The following is a 16,018-nucleotide window of genomic DNA, read 5'->3' as shown; positions in this document are numbered from 1 at the left end:
AAATGGGAATTAATAAATTGAACAAGGAGCACATGCCAAATCACGTTGCCATAATTATGGATGGTAACGGAAGATGGGCGCGACAACACGGGAACGAGCGGATCTTTGGGCATGAGCAAGGAGTTGAAGCAGTACGTTCGACGGTTGAAGGTGCCGGAGAGGCCGGGTTGAAGTACCTGACACTTTACGCATTTTCTACCGAAAACTGGAGTCGTCCGAAAGAGGAGGTAGAGGCTTTGATGTCGCTCCTGGTTCATGCAATTACCAGTGAAGCGGAGAATCTAAACAAGAATAATGTAAAACTGATGACAATTGGAGATACGGATAGCCTGCCTGAAAACGCCCGTATCAAGTTGCAGGAAGCAATGGTTCTGACATCAGAGAACACCGGATTGAAGCTCGTATTGGCCCTCAGTTATTCAGGCCGATGGGAAATTTTGAATGCCGTGCGTTGTTTGGTAGAAGATTCCTGCAGCGGAAAAATAAAAACCTCTCAGATTGATGAAAACCTTTTCGATAATTATCTCTCGACAAAGGGGATACCAGATCCGGAATTGTTGATTCGAACCAGCGGAGAATACCGGGTAAGTAATTTCCTGCTTTGGCAGATAGCTTACACGGAATTTTATTTCACCACAAAATTATGGCCCGATTTTAGAAAAGATGACTTATTTGAAGCCATTGCCGATTTCCAGCAGCGAGAGAGAAGGTTTGGTAAAACAAGTGAACAAATCAGAATCTGACATGTACAAAAAACTGATACTCTTTTTTCTTTTAATTTTTAGCAGCAGTGCAGGTGTTTTTGCCCAGGTGGTAGCCGACAGTACCAATTTTTCCATTTATTACGATAGCCAGAAAATGTACACCATTGGTGGGATCGAAATTAGTGGAATTCGGTTCCTGGATAAAGAAGTACTTAAGAAACTTTCGGGACTGCAGGTTGGAGACGAAGTTTCCATCCCCGGTGATCAAATTACTGCAGCCATCAAAAAATACTGGCGTCAGGGATTATTCTCCGACGTGAAAATTACCGCGACCAAGATCGTCGGTAATAAAATCTGGCTCGACATTTATCTTCAGGAACGACCCCGGCTCTCCAAAGTAAATTACAACGGAGTCTCCAAGGGCGAGAAAGACGAGATTGAGAAGAAGGTATTGTTAATTATTGGCGGTCAGGTAACCGATAATCTGATTAACAACGCACAGCGACAGATTCTGAATTATTATCACGGCAAAGGTTTTTTCAATACCGATGTGAACGTTGTTCAGCGGGATGATCCTTCCAAGGAAAATCATGTCATTCTGGACGTTAATGTTGACAAGAAGGAAAAAGTGAAGATTCAGAAAATTTCCTTTTACGGAAACAAGGCATTATCTGAAGGACAGTTGGAGCATGCGATGAAAAAGACCAAGGACAAAGGCCTGAAACACTTTTTCCGTTCCAAAAAATTCCTGGAAGACAAGTATGAAGAGGATAAGCAGAATATCATTAAGAAATATAACGAAGAGGGATATCGTGATGCGATGATCACGGCCGATTCGGTATATAATAATGGTGACAATACCGTTAGCATCAAAATCTGGATTTCAGAAGGTGACCGGTATTACTTCCGTAATATAAAATGGGTAGGTAATACAGTTTACACATCGGAGTATCTGAGTCACGTTCTTGGAATCAAGAAAGGCGATGTGTTCGACCAGAAGTTACTTGACAAGCGTCTGCGTGAAGATGACGATGCTGTTAGTAACGTGTACCTAAACCACGGTTACCTGTTCTTCAATATTAATCCGGTGGAAACTAAAGTAGAAAATGATTCTATTGATTATGAGATGCGTATTTACGAAGGACAGCAGGCGACGATCAACCGGATCATTATTTCCGGAAACACCAAAACACACGAACATGTTGCCCGTCGTGAGTTGCGTACGCGTCCGGGACAGCTGTTCAGCAAAGAAAATATTATTCGTTCGGTAAGGGAATTGGCTCAGTTGGGGCACTTCAACCCGGAAACAATTAATCCGCAGGTGATTCCGCATCCGGAAGATGGAACAGTAGATATTAACTATCATCTGGAAGAACGCGCCAACGACCAGATTGAACTTTCCGGTGGTTGGGGAGCCGGCATGTTTGTGGGAACGGTTGGTTTGAAATTTACCAACTTCTCCGTTCGGAATATTTTCAACGGAAAAGCATGGCGTCCGCTGCCTACCGGTGACGGTCAGACATTGAGTCTTCGTGCACAGACCAACGGTTCCTATTATCAATCATACAGTTTCTCATTTGTTGAACCTTGGTTGGGAGGAAAGAAACCGAACTCATTTACGTTGTCAGTATACTACTCGAAGCAAACCAGCGGTAACTCAGATTACTACTACGGAGGTTACAATCCATATAGTTACGGAAGCTACGGATCCAGTTACTATGGTGGAGGTTACGGAAGCTATGGTGGATACTCAAACATGTATGATTACCAGATTACTGAACAGATGTCGGTATTCGGAGCATCGGTTGGTTTGGGACGTCGCCTGAGTTGGCCCGACGATTACTTCACTCTTTACAACGAAGTCTCGTACCAGTTGTACGATCTACAAAACTGGAGTTACTATCTGTTCCGCAACGGAGTCTCGCATAACCTTAGTTTCAAGACAGTTCTGGGACGTAACTCGACTGATAACCCGCTGTATACACGACACGGATCCAACTTCTCGCTGTCACTTCAGTTAACTCCGCCATATTCGGCTTTTGACGGGGTGAATTACGCTGACCCGAATTTACCCGATTCTCAGCGATACAAATGGATCGAATATCACAAGTGGAAATTCAAAGGAGATGTGTATACTCCGGTGTCCCGTGATGAGAAGCTGATCTTACGAACGAAGTTCGAAGCCGGTTTCCTCGGGTACTATGACAAGAATCGACGATCGCCGTTTGAGCAATTCCGGGTTGGTGGTGATGGAATGTCCGGATACAGTATGTACGGTAGTGACATTGTCGGGCTGAGAGGTTATGAAAATAACTCGTTGACACCGAGCAACGGAGGTAACCTGTACGAGAAATTTACTGTGGAACTTCACTACCCGATCACGTTAAGTCAGTCGGCAACAATATATGGTTTAGCTTTCGCCGAAGGTGGTAACGCCTGGCATGATTTCTCAGACTATAACCCATTTGATATTCGCCGTTCGGCTGGTCTTGGAGTCCGTATCTTCCTGCCTATGTTTGGTTTGATGGGATTTGACTGGGGGTATGGGTTTGATCAGGCATACAAGGCGAACGCGAACGGAAGTCAGTTCCACTTTATTATTGGCCAGCAATTCTAAGCTGTGAAAGTTGGTCTGGTTTTTGCTTTTGATTGAGAAACTTCATTCAAAACACGAATTATGAAAAAGATTGTTCTCCTTTTTACGCTGATACTAAGCATGGTGGGCTATTCGTATGCTCAAAAATATGCTTATGTCGATACTGAATATATTCTTGATAATATTCCGGCTTATCATGCAGCTCAGGATCAGCTGGATAAAATTTCGAAGCAATATCAGAAAGAGCTGGAAACACTTCACGCTGAGTTGGATCAGATGTACAAGGATTTCCAGGCTGAGTCGGTGTTGTTGTCCGACGATATGAGGCGCCGGCGCGAGGATGTTATTGTTTCGAAAGAGAAAGAATATAAAAAACTGCAACGGCAGTATTTTGGTCCTCAGGGAGATTTGTATAAAAAACGCGAATCGCTGATTAAACCTATTCAAGACGACATTTACAATGCAATTCAGGAGATTGCGGAACAAGACAGTTACGCTGTGATCTTCGATCGCTCGGCGGGTATGAGTATGCTCTATACCAACCCCAAATACGATTTAAGTGATCAGGTGCTGCAGAAACTTGGATATAAGAATTAATATCTATATCTATGCGAAATAATTTGTTAAATCAGTCAAGTATGAGAAACATTTTAAAGGTAACGTTACTTTTTGTTGCCCTTTTTGCCGGAAGCATTTCAGCACAAGCACAGACATACAAGTTCGGGCACATCGATTTTCAGCAGTTGCTGCAGGTGATGCCGGAGCGTGATGCCGCTCAGAAAGCGATGCAGAAGCATGCTAATGAATTGGAAAGTCAGCTGACGAATATGCAGAAGGAGTACCAGACAAAAGTACAGGCCTACATTGCTCAGCGCGACAGTCTATCAGAAGCTGTTCGTAGTGCAAAAGAAAACGATTTGCAAGATCTGCAGCAGCGCATCCAGAACTTTCAGGCTGTAGCTCAGCAGGATCTTCAGAAAAAGCGTGAAGAACAACTTCAGCCGATCATCAAAAAAGCTCGTGCAGCCGTTGATGCAGTGGCTAAGGAAGAAGGGTTGATTTATGTATTTGATGTCAACAGCATTCTTTACCATTCCGCTCAATCAGAGGATATTCTTCCTTTGGTGAAGAAAAAACTGGGAATTCAGTAAATAAAAATATTCGAACTTGAAGAAAGGACGCTGTTAGACAGTGTCCTTTTTTTGTTTTTAGGAACGATGGATTGCGTTCGGTTGTGCAGAATTTTGTAGTTTCAGGTAGGAAATAAAACATGAAATAATGGCTGAAGATTACAGGCCGATTGGTGTATTCGATTCCGGTTATGGAGGATTAACCGTTCTCCGCTCGGTAATCGATGAGCTGCCGGAATACGATTACCTTTATTTGGGCGATAATGCCCGGACGCCGTACGGAACACGCTCGTTTGAAGTTGTCTACGAATATACGCTTCAGGCTGTAAAAAAACTGTTCGATATGGGGTGTCATCTGGTGATTCTGGCTTGTAATACAGCTTCTGCGAAAGCATTACGTTCCATACAACAGCGCGATTTACCGAACATCGATCCTTCCCGGCGCGTGTTGGGAGTAATTCGTCCGAGTGTGGAACGCATTCCGGAAGTAACGCGCACAGGACGGGTAGGGGTTTTAGGAACAACCGGTACTGTTAAATCGGAATCCTATCCGTTGGAGATAAGAAAAATTTCAGCTGACAAACCCGTGATTACTTACCAGGAAGCTTGCCCGATGTGGGTTCCGATTGTGGAAAACAATGAAATAGGAACGCCCGGAGCCGACTATTTCGTTGAGAAGAATGTTAAACAATTGCTGGAAAAGGATGCCGGGATTGACACGGTGATTCTGGGGTGCACACACTACCCGTTGTTGTCGGAAACTATCCGAAAATTCCTTCCGAAACATATTCAGCTATTGGAACAAGGTCCGATTGTAGCCGAACGTCTGGCCGACTATTTAATGCGGCATCCCGAGATGGAGCAGAAGTGTTCCAAGGGAGGTTCGCAGCGATTTCTGACAACTGAATCAACGGAGAATTTCGAGACGCGTGCCGGTATGTTTTTCGGAGCATCGTTGGAAGCGGAACATCTGCATTTATAGTTTTTTCTACTAAAACAAAACGGGCGGAAAATCATCGTTCTCCGTCCGTCTGTTTATTGTTTGAGTCGCGAAGTATTACCCGACTTTCCTGATGAACTTCTCCATCGCTTCACGATTCTCTTCCAGTATTTCGAGGTACCTGAACTGGGCTTTCGTCCGCACTAAATTGTGTTCCGGGTACGCAATCTTGTAATAGGTATCGCCGTTCAGGTAATCGGTCATGAAGCGGATGGCCTGTTCCCATGCCATGTAAAGGCATGAGAAAGGTAGATTTTCTCTCTCTTTTTGCGTTAAAAACTTTCCGGCTTCAGCCAGGTATCCTTCAGCGAAAGCTTTAAAAATATCGCTTGAAAAACCGATTTTTGACAAATCCGGCTCGTCTTCCGGTGCCGTATTCCCGATGGTGCGGATAGCATCTCCAAAATCGTACAACGCACTTCCCGGCATCACCGTATCGAGGTCGATAATACACAGCGGCTGGTCGTTCTTCTCGAAGAGTATATTGTTGATTTTGGTGTCGTTGTGCGTGATGCGGAGCGGAAGTTCACCCGAATCGAGCCATTTCTGCAAAAGCGTCATCTCATCTGCCCGGTTCAAGAGCTGTTCCAGTAATTCACGGTTTTCGCCCACTCGTGCGGCCTGGTCCAGTTCAATGGCTTTCCGGAAATCGTTGAGCCGGGAGATGCCGTTGTGAAAATTCGGAATGGTTTCCACTAGTTTACCTCCGGGCAAATCGGACAACTGCAGCTGAAAATGTCCGAAAGCCCTGGCGGCCATCATTGCCTGTTCCGGATTTTCGATATTTTCGACACTATGACTACCAGGAATGTAAAGAAAGAGGGTCCAGTAATTACCTTGCTTATCATTCACATACCACTTGCCGTCCTTAGCAGGAAAATACTTCATCACCTTCCGGTCGATATCTGCTTCGTTCTTTTCTTCGAGTCCTTTACGAATGTGTTCCGTCACGGCTGTAATGTTGTCCATCATGCCGGGTACGTTCGTAAAAATTTTGTGGTTTTTGCGTTGAAGAATAAAGTCGGAAGCCTCATTTTTCTGGTTCTTGCCCAGGAAAGTGTCGTTAATATGCCCGTTGCCAAAAGGTTCCCAGTGTTTTACATGTCCTTCAGTGCCGAAAGATTCAAAAATCAGGTTTAGTTGATGGTTAGTCATATGGTTAGTTTTCTTTTATTTCCATAGATTTTCGGGATAAACCTTGTCTTCAATCAACTTCTTCAGTTTATCCTGTACATACGGTTTATCTTCCTTGTAGGTAACACCAAACCATGGCGAATCGCAGGTCAGTACCTTTACGCTAACGGTTCCGTCAACAATTTTGTCATTGATAAGAAACGGCACGAAGAACTCTGATTTCAGTTTGTTGCCTTTTTCCTGCAGGAACTCACGGAATCCTTCGTTCAGGTATTGGAAGACGGAAGTTTTTACTCCCCAGAAATTCATCGATACGGGCTCTTTTCCGGTTAACGGGAAACGCTTTTCATCTTCGTAATAAACGATCTCGTCATCTTCCTTTTGAATTTTAGTCCGCTCGTTGATTTCAGTCAAACGGCCGGAACTATCGGTTTGGCAAACCCCGCGTGATACCGAGCCAAATTCCGACAATGTGTTATCCAGCTGGTATCCTACCATTCCGTATTCGTTTTCATCAATCGACGAAGTAAGGAACGAAGCAATTTCCTGGTAAGCCTGCGGTCCGTAAAAATCGTCGGCGTTAATGACTGCCATGGGAGCATCTACTTCCGGTTCTGCCATCAGCAGAGCATGTCCGGTTCCCCACGGCTTTACCCTTTCGGGATGAATGTTGTATCCGGAGGGAATTTTGTCCAGCGCTTGGTAAACGTAAGCCACTTCGATTTTCCCCTCGAGCTGGGGACCAAAGCGCGCTTTGAATTCATCGGCAAAATCCTCACGGATGACAAATCCCACTTTCCCAAATCCGGCCCTAATGGCGTCGTAAAGCGAATAGTCAATAATGGCTTCTCCGTTTGGGCCCACTTCGTCGAGTTGTTTGAGGCCTCCGTACCGGCTTCCCATGCCGGCAGCCAGAATAACTAAAGTCGGTTTCATCATTTTGTTGTTTGTTTCGTCTTTTGAAACTACAAAAAGTTGGAATCATTCTGTCTCAATAAGAAGATGCCCGCTTATGAAGTAGTTTCTTATTAAAAAAACTAGTCTTCTATGTAATGGGTTGAAAATAAATTCGATTTCAAAGATGTACTTATTAAAAGTTTATCACCCTTGTTTTTCCCCTTCAAAAGTAGGCATAACCCGCACGCAGACAAAGAGAAAATCCCAATTAATCTATTAAAATAAAGTATTATATTCGTGAACAACGTATTGTTCTAAATAAACTAAACTAGTTCGAAAATGGCAGCAGAAACAGCTACTTACTCAAGACGGAATAATTATGTGATTCCAATTATCATCATTGGAGTCATGTTTTTTGTGATAGGATTTGCTCTTGGAATTAACGGTTACCTGATTCCCTTCCTGAAAAAGGCACTTGATTTATCTTCAGCCGAGTCGTACCTCGTGTTGGCAGCCACCTTTTCAGCCTTTGTTGTTTTTGGATATCCTTCAGGGGTAATCATCAGCAAGATTGGTTACCGGCGCGGAATGATGGTTTCGTTTTTCTTTTTCGCGGTAGGGCTTGCACTGTTTGTTCCATCGGCGCGTTACGAGAGTCTGGGACTGTTTCTGTTGGCATCGTTCATCAGCGGTATGGGAAATACCTTGCTACAGGCATCGGTAAATCCGTATATCACCATTTTGGGACCGCAGGAGAGTGCAGCGATGCGGATCAGTATTATGGGAATTATCAACAAGGCGGCCTGGGCCGTAGCACCGATATTCCTGAGTTTGTTCCTGAATCTGGATGCACCTTCGCTGCAAAAGATGTATTTCCCGTTTTTCCTGATTGTGGGCATATTCGTTTTGCTGGGCATTGCTGTTTATTTCGCCCCGCTGCCGGAAGTGAAAGCCGAAGGTGAGGACGAAAGCGAAGAAGAGACTCCGGTTTCGTCGTATGCACGGACAAAGACCAGCATTCTTCAGTTCCCGCACCTCATTCTGGGTGTTATTGCTCTCTTCTTTTACGTAGGTGTTGAAACGATAGCACTGGCAACCATTGTCGATTATGCTGACAGTCTGGGGCTGGGCAATCCGGCAACTTATACAACGTACACGGTTATTTTCATGGTAATTGGTTACCTGTTCGGGGTGTTCTTCATTCCGAAGGTAATTACGCAAAATACGGCGTTAAAAATCAATTCGTGGTTGGGAGTAGCGGCTTCGTTGGCGATTGTTCTGGTATCCGGAAATTACTCCATTTGGTTTGTGGCTTTGCTGGGACTTGCGAACTCACTGATGTGGCCAGCCATTTGGCCCCTTGCCATTGCCGACCTGGGACGCTTTACCAAAACAGGAGCATCGTTACTGGTGATGGGGATTGTTGGTGGTGCCATTTTGCCGCTCGCTTTTGGCGGAGTAAAAGATATTGTTGGTATTCAGGCCGCTTACTGGGTTTGTTTCCCTGCCTATCTTTTCATTCTTTTCTATGCACTAAAAGGACATAAAATAAGATAACAACTTATTTATAATGAAAACAGATAAGGGTTACCAATTGGTAACCCTTTCTTTTTGTATTTCAGTAACATTTTAGCTCTGTAATCCTCCAAATTTGATTGTTTCGAAACTATCACTCGGGATGGATATTCTAAAACATATTATGCGATGCTGATTATCAATTAATCTTCACCTTCTTTGTACCAGCCAGCGTACATGTGGTAGTTGTTGGCAATCCGGTGAATTTCGCCTTCCAGAAGCTCAGGACTGATTTCCTTGATTTTCTTGGCGGGAGAACCAGCATAAACCGAACCGGAACGCACAACAGTACCCTTGGTAACAATGGCTCCGGCCGCGATGATGGAGTTACTTTCAATAACAGCATCGTCAAGTACCACCGCGTTCATCCCGATAAGGACATTATCATGAATGGTACATCCGTGCACGATGGCACCATGTGCAATGCTGACGTTATTACCGATGTTGGTAGGAGATTTCTGGTAGGTAGCATGAATAACTGCATTATCCTGGACATTAACATTATCACCCAGTTTGATGTAATGCACGTCGCCGCGTAAAACGGCGCCGAACCAAAAACTACAGTTATCACCTGTTTCCACATCGCCAATAATGGCAGCATTTTCTGCAATAAAACAGTTACTGCCGAAGGTTGGCGTTTTGTCGCGAAGAGATTGTATAATGGCCATTATCTGTATTGATTTTAATTTACTAACAAAGTTAATATTATGGGCGAAATAAGTCGAATGTCATAGTCGCTGATAGCCTTTAATCATTAAATTTGTCGCATATGTTTATAATCCTTTCTCTTGCGGGTAATTTTTTTGAGGAATTGATATAAAATATGCCTTAAAAATTGTTTTTCGTAAGTGGATAAACCTGTCGAACATAAGTTTTCGTAATTATGTCTAAGGAAACAAAAGTTATTGAACTTGAAGAGGTAGCCATCCGGTTTTCAGGAGACTCAGGAGATGGGATGCAGTTAACCGGAACGTTGTTTTCGGACGCCTCTGCTCTGATTGGGAATGATATTTCGACATTCCCCGATTATCCTTCAGAAATACGCGCTCCGCAGGGAACCGTTGGCGGCGTGTCGGGCTTCCAGGTACAATTTGGAACCCGCCGGGTGACCACACCGGGTGACTACGCCCACGTGCTGGTAGCCATGAACCCTGCAGCCGTAAAAGCAAATGCGCCGTTTATGCGCCCCGGAGGGACGATTATTTACGACCAGGACAGTTTTACGGAGAAGAATTTTCAGAAGGCAAAATTTAGCACGGACAATCCGTTTGAGGAGTTGCAACTGGATGATTATTTCAAAATTCCGGTTCCTATAACTACCCTTACGAGGGAAGCGTTGAAAGATTTCGGTCTTGACAACAAAAGTATTCTGCGAAGCAAGAACATGTTTGCACTGGGCTTGGTAAGCTGGATGTTTGACCGTCCTATGGACTACATGGAGAGCTTCATTCAGAATAAATTCAAGAAGAAGCCTGCGGTGGTGGAAGCTAACCTTAAAGTGTTGAGGAGTGGTTGGAACTACGGTATGAACATGCAACACATGACGCCGAGGTACATCGTACATCCGGCGGCCATTGAACATGGTACTTACCGGAATATCAACGGTAACCTTGCTACTGCCTGGGGACTGCTCGCTGCAGCCGAGAAGGCCAATCTGGAACTTTTCCTCGGTTCGTATCCTATTACTCCCGCTACTGAGGTGCTGCAGGCGCTTTCGGCCCGTAAGGATTTAGGTGTGAAAACGTTTCAGGCAGAAGACGAAATTGCCGGAATCTCCACGACTATTGGAGCTGCATTTGCCGGCGATTTAGCGGTAACTTCTACTTCCGGTCCCGGTTTAGCGTTGAAATCGGAAGCTTTGGGTTTGAGCGTAATGGCCGAGTTGCCCTTGGTGCTGGTGAACGTTCAACGTGGAGGTCCTTCAACCGGTTTGCCGACCAAAACGGAACAATCTGACTTGTTGCAGGCACTTTATGGCCGTAACGGTGAAAGCCCGGTAGTTGTATTGGCCGCTTCCACACCATCCGATTGTTTCCACTATGCTTTCCATGCAGCTAAAATTGCTTTGGAAAGAATGGTGCCGGTTATTCTGATGACCGATGGATTCCTCGGAAACGGTTCGGAACCGTGGAGAATTCCGAAGATGGCTGATTTGCCAGCGATTACGCCTCGCATCGCTAAAAATGCGGAAACATACAAGCCATATTCTCGCGACGAGAAAACATTGTCTCGCGAGTGGGCTTATCCAGGAATGGATGGCTTCCAGCACCGCATTGGTGGTTTGGAGAAAGACCTGATGGGTAACGTCAGTCACGATCCGGAAAATCACCAGAAGATGGTGGAAATTCGTGCAGAGAAGGTTAAGCGTGTTGTCGATATGGTTCCTGAACTGGAAGTATGTGGAGAACAGGAAGGCGATCTGCTGGTTGTAAGCTGGGGAGGTACCTTTGGACACATGGAAAGTGCGGTTCGTGAAATGCGCTCATTGGATCATAAAATTGGTCTGGCACACTTCAATTACATCAATCCGCTGCCGGCCAACGTTCATGAGGTATTTAGCCGGTTTAAGAAGATTGTAGTCTGCGAGTTGAACATGGGACAGTTTGCAGCATATCTCCGTGATAAAGAACCCGATTTCAAATACGAACAATTCAATAAGGTCAAAGGACTTCCGTTTACGGTTCATGAATTGTGCGAGAAGTTTGAACAATTATTGGAGGAATAACAATGGCCGAAGAATTAGCATTAACAATAAAAGACTTCAAAAGCGATAATGAAGTTCGCTGGTGTCCGGGATGTGGCGATCATGCCATCTTGAATGCCATTCAAAAAGCAATGGCTTCACTAAACATTGCGCATAAAGACTATGCAGTCATTTCGGGAATCGGATGTTCTTCCAGGTTTCCGTACTATATGAGTACCTATGGTTTTCATACCATCCACGGACGTGCTGCTGCAGTGGCATCCGGTGTAAAATGTGCCAATCCGGATCTTTGTGTTTGGGAAATTACCGGCGACGGTGATGCGTTGGCCATCGGTGGAAACCATTTCATTCACCTGATTCGCCGTAACATCGACATCAATGTCATCTTGTTTAACAACAAGATTTACGGTTTGACGAAAGGACAGTATTCACCAACTTCCGACAGAGGTTTTGTAACCAAAACTTCGCCTTACGGAACAGTGGAAGACCCGTTTGTTCCGGGACAGTTGGTGTTGGGTGCCCGTGGAACTTTCTTTGCCCGCTCGGTGGATAATAACATCAAACTGAGCCAGGAAATTTTTGAAGAAGCGGCCAAACACAAAGGTGCATCGGTCGTAGAAGTTCTCCAGAACTGTATGATTTACAACAATGGAATTCATGCAGCCATCACCGATCCGAAGATGAAAAAGGAACACCAGTTGATGCTGAAGCATGGTGAGCCGATGATTTTCGGTGAGAACGAAGACAAAGGTCTGGTCCTGGAGTGTGGTCGTCTGAAAGTGGTAAAAATCGGTGAAGACGGTGTTACCCGCGACGATATTCTGGTTCACGATGTAACAGAACCCAACGGATTCGTTCATCAACTGCTGATTAACATGGCACTTCCCGATTTCCCGGTAGCTATGGGAGTCATCCGTGCCGTGCCAGGTCCTTCTTATGATGAGGCCATGGTAGCCCAGATTGAAGAGGTGAAGTCGACAGCAAAGATTAAATGCGTTGACGACCTATTGACCAGTGGAAACACATGGGTGGTTGAATAAAGTATCAACAACATACCATTGAAAAGGAGGCTTCGGCCTCCTTTTTTGTTTTATAAGGGTAAAAATTTCGCTATTTTCAACCAAATCAATTCCGGAACCATGAAGCGAAGCAACACTTTCGTGGAAGGGACGGAGTTGTTCATTGTTGAATCGAGTTACCAATAATTGTTGGTAAATCTAACCTATGGCGAATGAGTAAGTTCGATAATATTTCACTCTCTTCCATTTACAAAAGAAGGAAAACCGACCGGGACATTTTTCAGGAATTAATGCCAACCAAAGTGAAGGAGATTCTTCTGGTGGCTACGCATTACGATGCATATTCGATTGTTCGTGAAGGACAATTTTCTGATAAAATCTTTGGTGAATACCTTCAGTTGAATTTGTACGCAGCACCCCGTTTTACTAGTGTTAGCAATTCAGAGGAGGCATTGAAGGTGCTGAACACGCGCCACTTCGATATGGTGATTATCATGGCGGGAGTAGACAAGGAAGCTCCGTTGCGCACAGCCGAGGATATCCACTTCGTGAAGGCCCGCATTCCGATTCTTCTTTTGGTTAACAACAACAGCGATTTGGCCTATTTCTATTCGGCTGCTGAGGGTGTCCCCGCTATCGACCGGGTTTTCGTGTGGAACGGGAACACCAACGTCTTTATGGCCATGATTAAATATATCGAGGACAAGAAGAATGTGGCGCGCGACACGCAACTGGGTAATGTCCGTATCATCTTGCTGGTGGAAGATTCGGTGAAGTATTATTCGCGGTACCTGCCATTGCTCTATACCAGTGTGATGACGCAAACGCAAAGCCTGGTATCGGATGAATCGACAGATGAATTGCACATGATTCTGAAAATGCGTGCTCGCCCGAAGTTATTGCTGGTGAGCACCTACGAAGATGCTTTGGAAATCATTAATAACTACCGTGAATACCTGCTTTGCGTTATTTCGGATGTGAAATTTGCGAAGAATGGGGTAGATGATGAAGATGCGGGAGTGGAGCTGTTGAAGTATGTGAAACGGACGCTCCGGTTCCCCATTCCCATTTTGTTACAGTCGCACGATATAACCAATGCAGAACGGGCGAAAGATATCGGAGCCGACTTCATCAATAAAAACTCTGACAGTCTGGCATTGGATATCAGTGAATTCATCAACTATAAATTGGGATTCGGTGATTTTGTCTTCCGTAACGGGAAAGGTGAAAAAATTGCTGTCGCACGAAATCTTCACGAATTTGAAGAGCTGATTATCAAGGTTCCGGTTGAGTCGTTGGTTTATCATGCAAAGCAGAATGCATTTTCAACCTGGCTGATGGCACGCGGTGAGATTAATATGGCTGAAGAGTTGTTGCCCTATCGCGTGGAAGATTTTGATGATCCGAGCCGCATTCGCGATTTGTGCCTGAATGTATTTGCTAAAGTCAGGGAAAAGAAAAACAGGGGACGAATTGTCAATTTCGATCCGCAACTGGTAAAAGGCAACCGTTATATCGTTCGGCTCGGAAGAGGTTCTCTTGGAGGCAAGGGACGTGGTTTGGCTTTCATCAGCAACCTGATCGAAAACCTCGATTTGAAAAAGCTGATTCCGGGAATCAATATCCGTCTTCCCGCTACCGCGATAATTGGCGCAATCGAGTTTGACAAGTTTCTGGAATTGAACAATCTATATCATGTAGCGTACCATCATCACGATTACAATGTCATTCGGGAAAAGTTCCTGGAAGCCGAATTGAGCATGACATTGAAAGAGCGGCTGTTCCAGTACATCAAACGAATGGACCGGCCGTTAGCCATCCGTTCCAGCGGCTTATTCGAGGACTCATTGTTGCGGCCGTTTTCGGGAGTTTATTCCACTTACCTGATTCCGAATAATCATCCGGATGTGGATGTTCGTTTTGAGCAACTGATGACAGCTGTGAAGCTGGTCTATTCATCCATCTTCACACCCGATGCGATTTCATACTTCGAAGCCATCAATTACAAAATCGAAGAGGAGAAAATGGCGGTTATCATCCAGGAAGTGGTGGGGCACGAGCGCAATGAAAAGTTTTACCCGACCATCAGTGGAGTGGCTCAATCGTTTAATTACTATCCTTACTCTTACATGGAGCCGGAGGATGGTTTCGCGGTAGCTGGTATTGGTTTGGGAATGCTGGTCGTCGGAGGGGAGAAAGCCTTCCGGTTTTGTCCAAAATATCCAAACCTGAATAACAGTTCGGTTCATGACATGGTCCGGGATTCGCAGCGCGAGTTCTACGCCATCGATATGACCCGCGACTCATTTGATCTGACCCGGGACGGCGAAGACGCGGCGATTACGCAGTATAGAATGGTGGAAGCTGAAAAAGATGGCGTTTTGACGCACTGTGCTTCGACGTATGACATGGAAAATGATTACCTGATTCCGGGGATTGATCAAAAAGGACCGCGGGTGATCGATTTCGCCAATATTTTGAAGTACGATCACCTCCCGCTTTCCGATACACTTCAGCTGCTGCTTAATCTTTTTAAACAGGCCATGGGGTCACCGGTCGAGCTGGAATATTCCATGGAACTGGAGAATGGTGAATATGGTCTGCCAACTTTCTATTTGCTGCAAATAAAACCGCTCATTCGTCAGGAGGAAGAAATCACGATCGATTTGGGAGCCATGGATGAAGAGAATACGTTGATGGTTTCCCACAGGGGGATGGGACACGGCCGGATTGAAGAGATACATGACGTGGTTTACGTCGATACCGATACTTTCGACCGGACGGAAACGAGAGCGATAGCCAAAGAAATTCAGGAAGTGAATAACCGTTTGGGAAAAGAAGGGAAGAAGTTTGTCCTGATTGGTCCAGGCCGCTGGGGAACACGCGACCCTTACACGGGTATTCCGGTCATTTGGGCCAACATCAACAATGCGCGGGTAATAATCGAAATGGGATTGCCCGATTTCCCGCTGGATGCTTCATTGGGCTCGCATTTTTTCCACAATGTTACCTCAATGAATGTGGGCTATTTCTCGGTTCCCCATAAAACAAAGGAGAACTTTTTGAATCTTGATATTCTGAAAAAGCAGGAAGTGATTTGGGAAAGTAATTTCGTCAAACACGTTCGTTTTAAAAATGAGTTGGAAATCCTGATGAACGGCCGGGAACGAACGGCCATCATCCGGTTCAAGGAATAGAACTCCGGTGGAGTAAACGTCAGTCCGGAATAGTAACGTGACTGGTTATACTTTCGTTTTAC

The 16,018-nt window shown here is 45.0% G+C and carries 12 protein-coding genes; 9 read left to right on the top strand and 3 right to left on the bottom strand.

Going from position 1 to position 16,018, the window contains the following annotated elements:
• Positions 1-2 precede the first annotated feature (2 nt).
• From GJU87_RS13130 to murI, 5 genes are all read left to right on the top strand, one after another.
• The gene (locus GJU87_RS13130; protein WP_153639948.1) at positions 3-743 is read left to right on the top strand and encodes an isoprenyl transferase; all 741 of its coding nucleotides are present in this window, start codon (positions 3-5) and stop codon (positions 741-743) included.
• A 1-nt stretch (position 744) separates the two neighbouring features.
• Positions 745-3,321, top strand: a complete 2,577-nt coding sequence (gene bamA / locus GJU87_RS13125; protein WP_153639947.1) for an outer membrane protein assembly factor BamA — start codon at positions 745-747, stop codon at positions 3,319-3,321.
• Between the two features lie 60 nt (positions 3,322-3,381).
• Entirely contained in the window at positions 3,382-3,897 is a 516-nt protein-coding gene (locus tag GJU87_RS13120) for an OmpH family outer membrane protein (protein ID WP_153639946.1), read from the top strand.
• Between the two features lie 41 nt (positions 3,898-3,938).
• On the top strand, positions 3,939-4,451 hold the full coding sequence (locus tag GJU87_RS13115) for an OmpH family outer membrane protein (protein ID WP_153639945.1): 513 nt from the start codon (positions 3,939-3,941) through the stop codon (positions 4,449-4,451).
• Between the two features lie 127 nt (positions 4,452-4,578).
• Positions 4,579-5,412, top strand: a complete 834-nt coding sequence (gene murI, locus GJU87_RS13110) for a glutamate racemase (RefSeq protein ID WP_153639944.1) — start codon at positions 4,579-4,581, stop codon at positions 5,410-5,412.
• 75 nt (positions 5,413-5,487) lie between these two features.
• On the opposite strand, the gene GJU87_RS13105 is transcribed toward murI, so the two are convergent.
• Both GJU87_RS13105 and GJU87_RS13100 read right to left on the bottom strand, forming a co-directional pair.
• Entirely contained in the window at positions 5,488-6,585 is a 1,098-nt protein-coding gene (locus GJU87_RS13105; protein WP_153639943.1) for a phosphotransferase enzyme family protein, read from the bottom strand.
• A gap of 15 nt (positions 6,586-6,600) precedes the next feature.
• Complete coding sequence (locus GJU87_RS13100) at positions 6,601-7,503, bottom strand: sugar phosphate nucleotidyltransferase (protein WP_228491985.1); 903 nt, start codon at positions 7,501-7,503, stop codon at positions 6,601-6,603.
• Positions 7,504-7,800: 297 nt separating this feature from the next.
• Between GJU87_RS13100 and gluP the strand changes: the two genes are divergently transcribed.
• Entirely contained in the window at positions 7,801-9,018 is a 1,218-nt protein-coding gene (gene gluP, locus GJU87_RS13095; RefSeq protein WP_153639942.1) for a glucose/galactose MFS transporter, read from the top strand.
• 161 nt (positions 9,019-9,179) lie between these two features.
• On the opposite strand, the gene GJU87_RS13090 is transcribed toward gluP, so the two are convergent.
• On the bottom strand, positions 9,180-9,704 hold the full coding sequence (locus GJU87_RS13090) for a gamma carbonic anhydrase family protein (protein ID WP_106541749.1): 525 nt from the start codon (positions 9,702-9,704) through the stop codon (positions 9,180-9,182).
• 215 nt (positions 9,705-9,919) lie between these two features.
• On the opposite strand from GJU87_RS13090, the gene GJU87_RS13085 reads away from it, so the two are divergent.
• From GJU87_RS13085 to GJU87_RS13075, 3 genes are all read left to right on the top strand, one after another.
• On the top strand, positions 9,920-11,761 hold the full coding sequence (locus tag GJU87_RS13085) for a 2-oxoacid:acceptor oxidoreductase subunit alpha (protein ID WP_153639941.1): 1,842 nt from the start codon (positions 9,920-9,922) through the stop codon (positions 11,759-11,761).
• Between the two features lie 2 nt (positions 11,762-11,763).
• A complete protein-coding gene (locus tag GJU87_RS13080; RefSeq protein WP_153639940.1) occupies positions 11,764-12,780 on the top strand; it encodes a 2-oxoacid:ferredoxin oxidoreductase subunit beta in 1,017 nt (338 codons plus the stop codon).
• A gap of 191 nt (positions 12,781-12,971) precedes the next feature.
• Complete coding sequence (locus GJU87_RS13075) at positions 12,972-15,956, top strand: PEP/pyruvate-binding domain-containing protein (RefSeq protein WP_153639939.1); 2,985 nt, start codon at positions 12,972-12,974, stop codon at positions 15,954-15,956.
• Positions 15,957-16,018: the final 62 nt, after the last annotated feature.

The organism is Prolixibacter sp. NT017, assembly GCF_009617875.1.
GTDB lineage: Bacteria > Bacteroidota > Bacteroidia > Bacteroidales > Prolixibacteraceae > Prolixibacter.
The sequence above is the reverse complement of the archived record's forward strand: the minus strand, read 5'-3'. Positions and strand labels throughout refer to the sequence as shown.

Bases quoted from the DNA above. Each gene is read 5' to 3' on its own strand.
- GJU87_RS13130 (WP_153639948.1), top strand. From the start codon at position 3: ATGGGAATTAATAAATTGAACAAGGAGCACATGCCAAATCACGTTGCC.
- bamA (WP_153639947.1), top strand. From the start codon at position 745: ATGTACAAAAAACTGATACTCTTTTTTCTTTTAATTTTTAGCAGCAGT.
- GJU87_RS13120 (WP_153639946.1), top strand. From the start codon at position 3,382: ATGAAAAAGATTGTTCTCCTTTTTACGCTGATACTAAGCATGGTGGGC.
- GJU87_RS13115 (WP_153639945.1), top strand. From the start codon at position 3,939: ATGAGAAACATTTTAAAGGTAACGTTACTTTTTGTTGCCCTTTTTGCC.
- murI (WP_153639944.1), top strand. From the start codon at position 4,579: ATGGCTGAAGATTACAGGCCGATTGGTGTATTCGATTCCGGTTATGGA.
- GJU87_RS13105 (WP_153639943.1), bottom strand. From the start codon at position 6,585: ATGACTAACCATCAACTAAACCTGATTTTTGAATCTTTCGGCACTGAA.
- GJU87_RS13100 (WP_228491985.1), bottom strand. From the start codon at position 7,503: ATGATGAAACCGACTTTAGTTATTCTGGCTGCCGGCATGGGAAGCCGG.
- gluP (WP_153639942.1), top strand. From the start codon at position 7,801: ATGGCAGCAGAAACAGCTACTTACTCAAGACGGAATAATTATGTGATT.
- GJU87_RS13090 (WP_106541749.1), bottom strand. From the start codon at position 9,704: ATGGCCATTATACAATCTCTTCGCGACAAAACGCCAACCTTCGGCAGT.
- GJU87_RS13085 (WP_153639941.1), top strand. From the start codon at position 9,920: ATGTCTAAGGAAACAAAAGTTATTGAACTTGAAGAGGTAGCCATCCGG.
- GJU87_RS13080 (WP_153639940.1), top strand. From the start codon at position 11,764: ATGGCCGAAGAATTAGCATTAACAATAAAAGACTTCAAAAGCGATAAT.
- GJU87_RS13075 (WP_153639939.1), top strand. From the start codon at position 12,972: ATGAGTAAGTTCGATAATATTTCACTCTCTTCCATTTACAAAAGAAGG.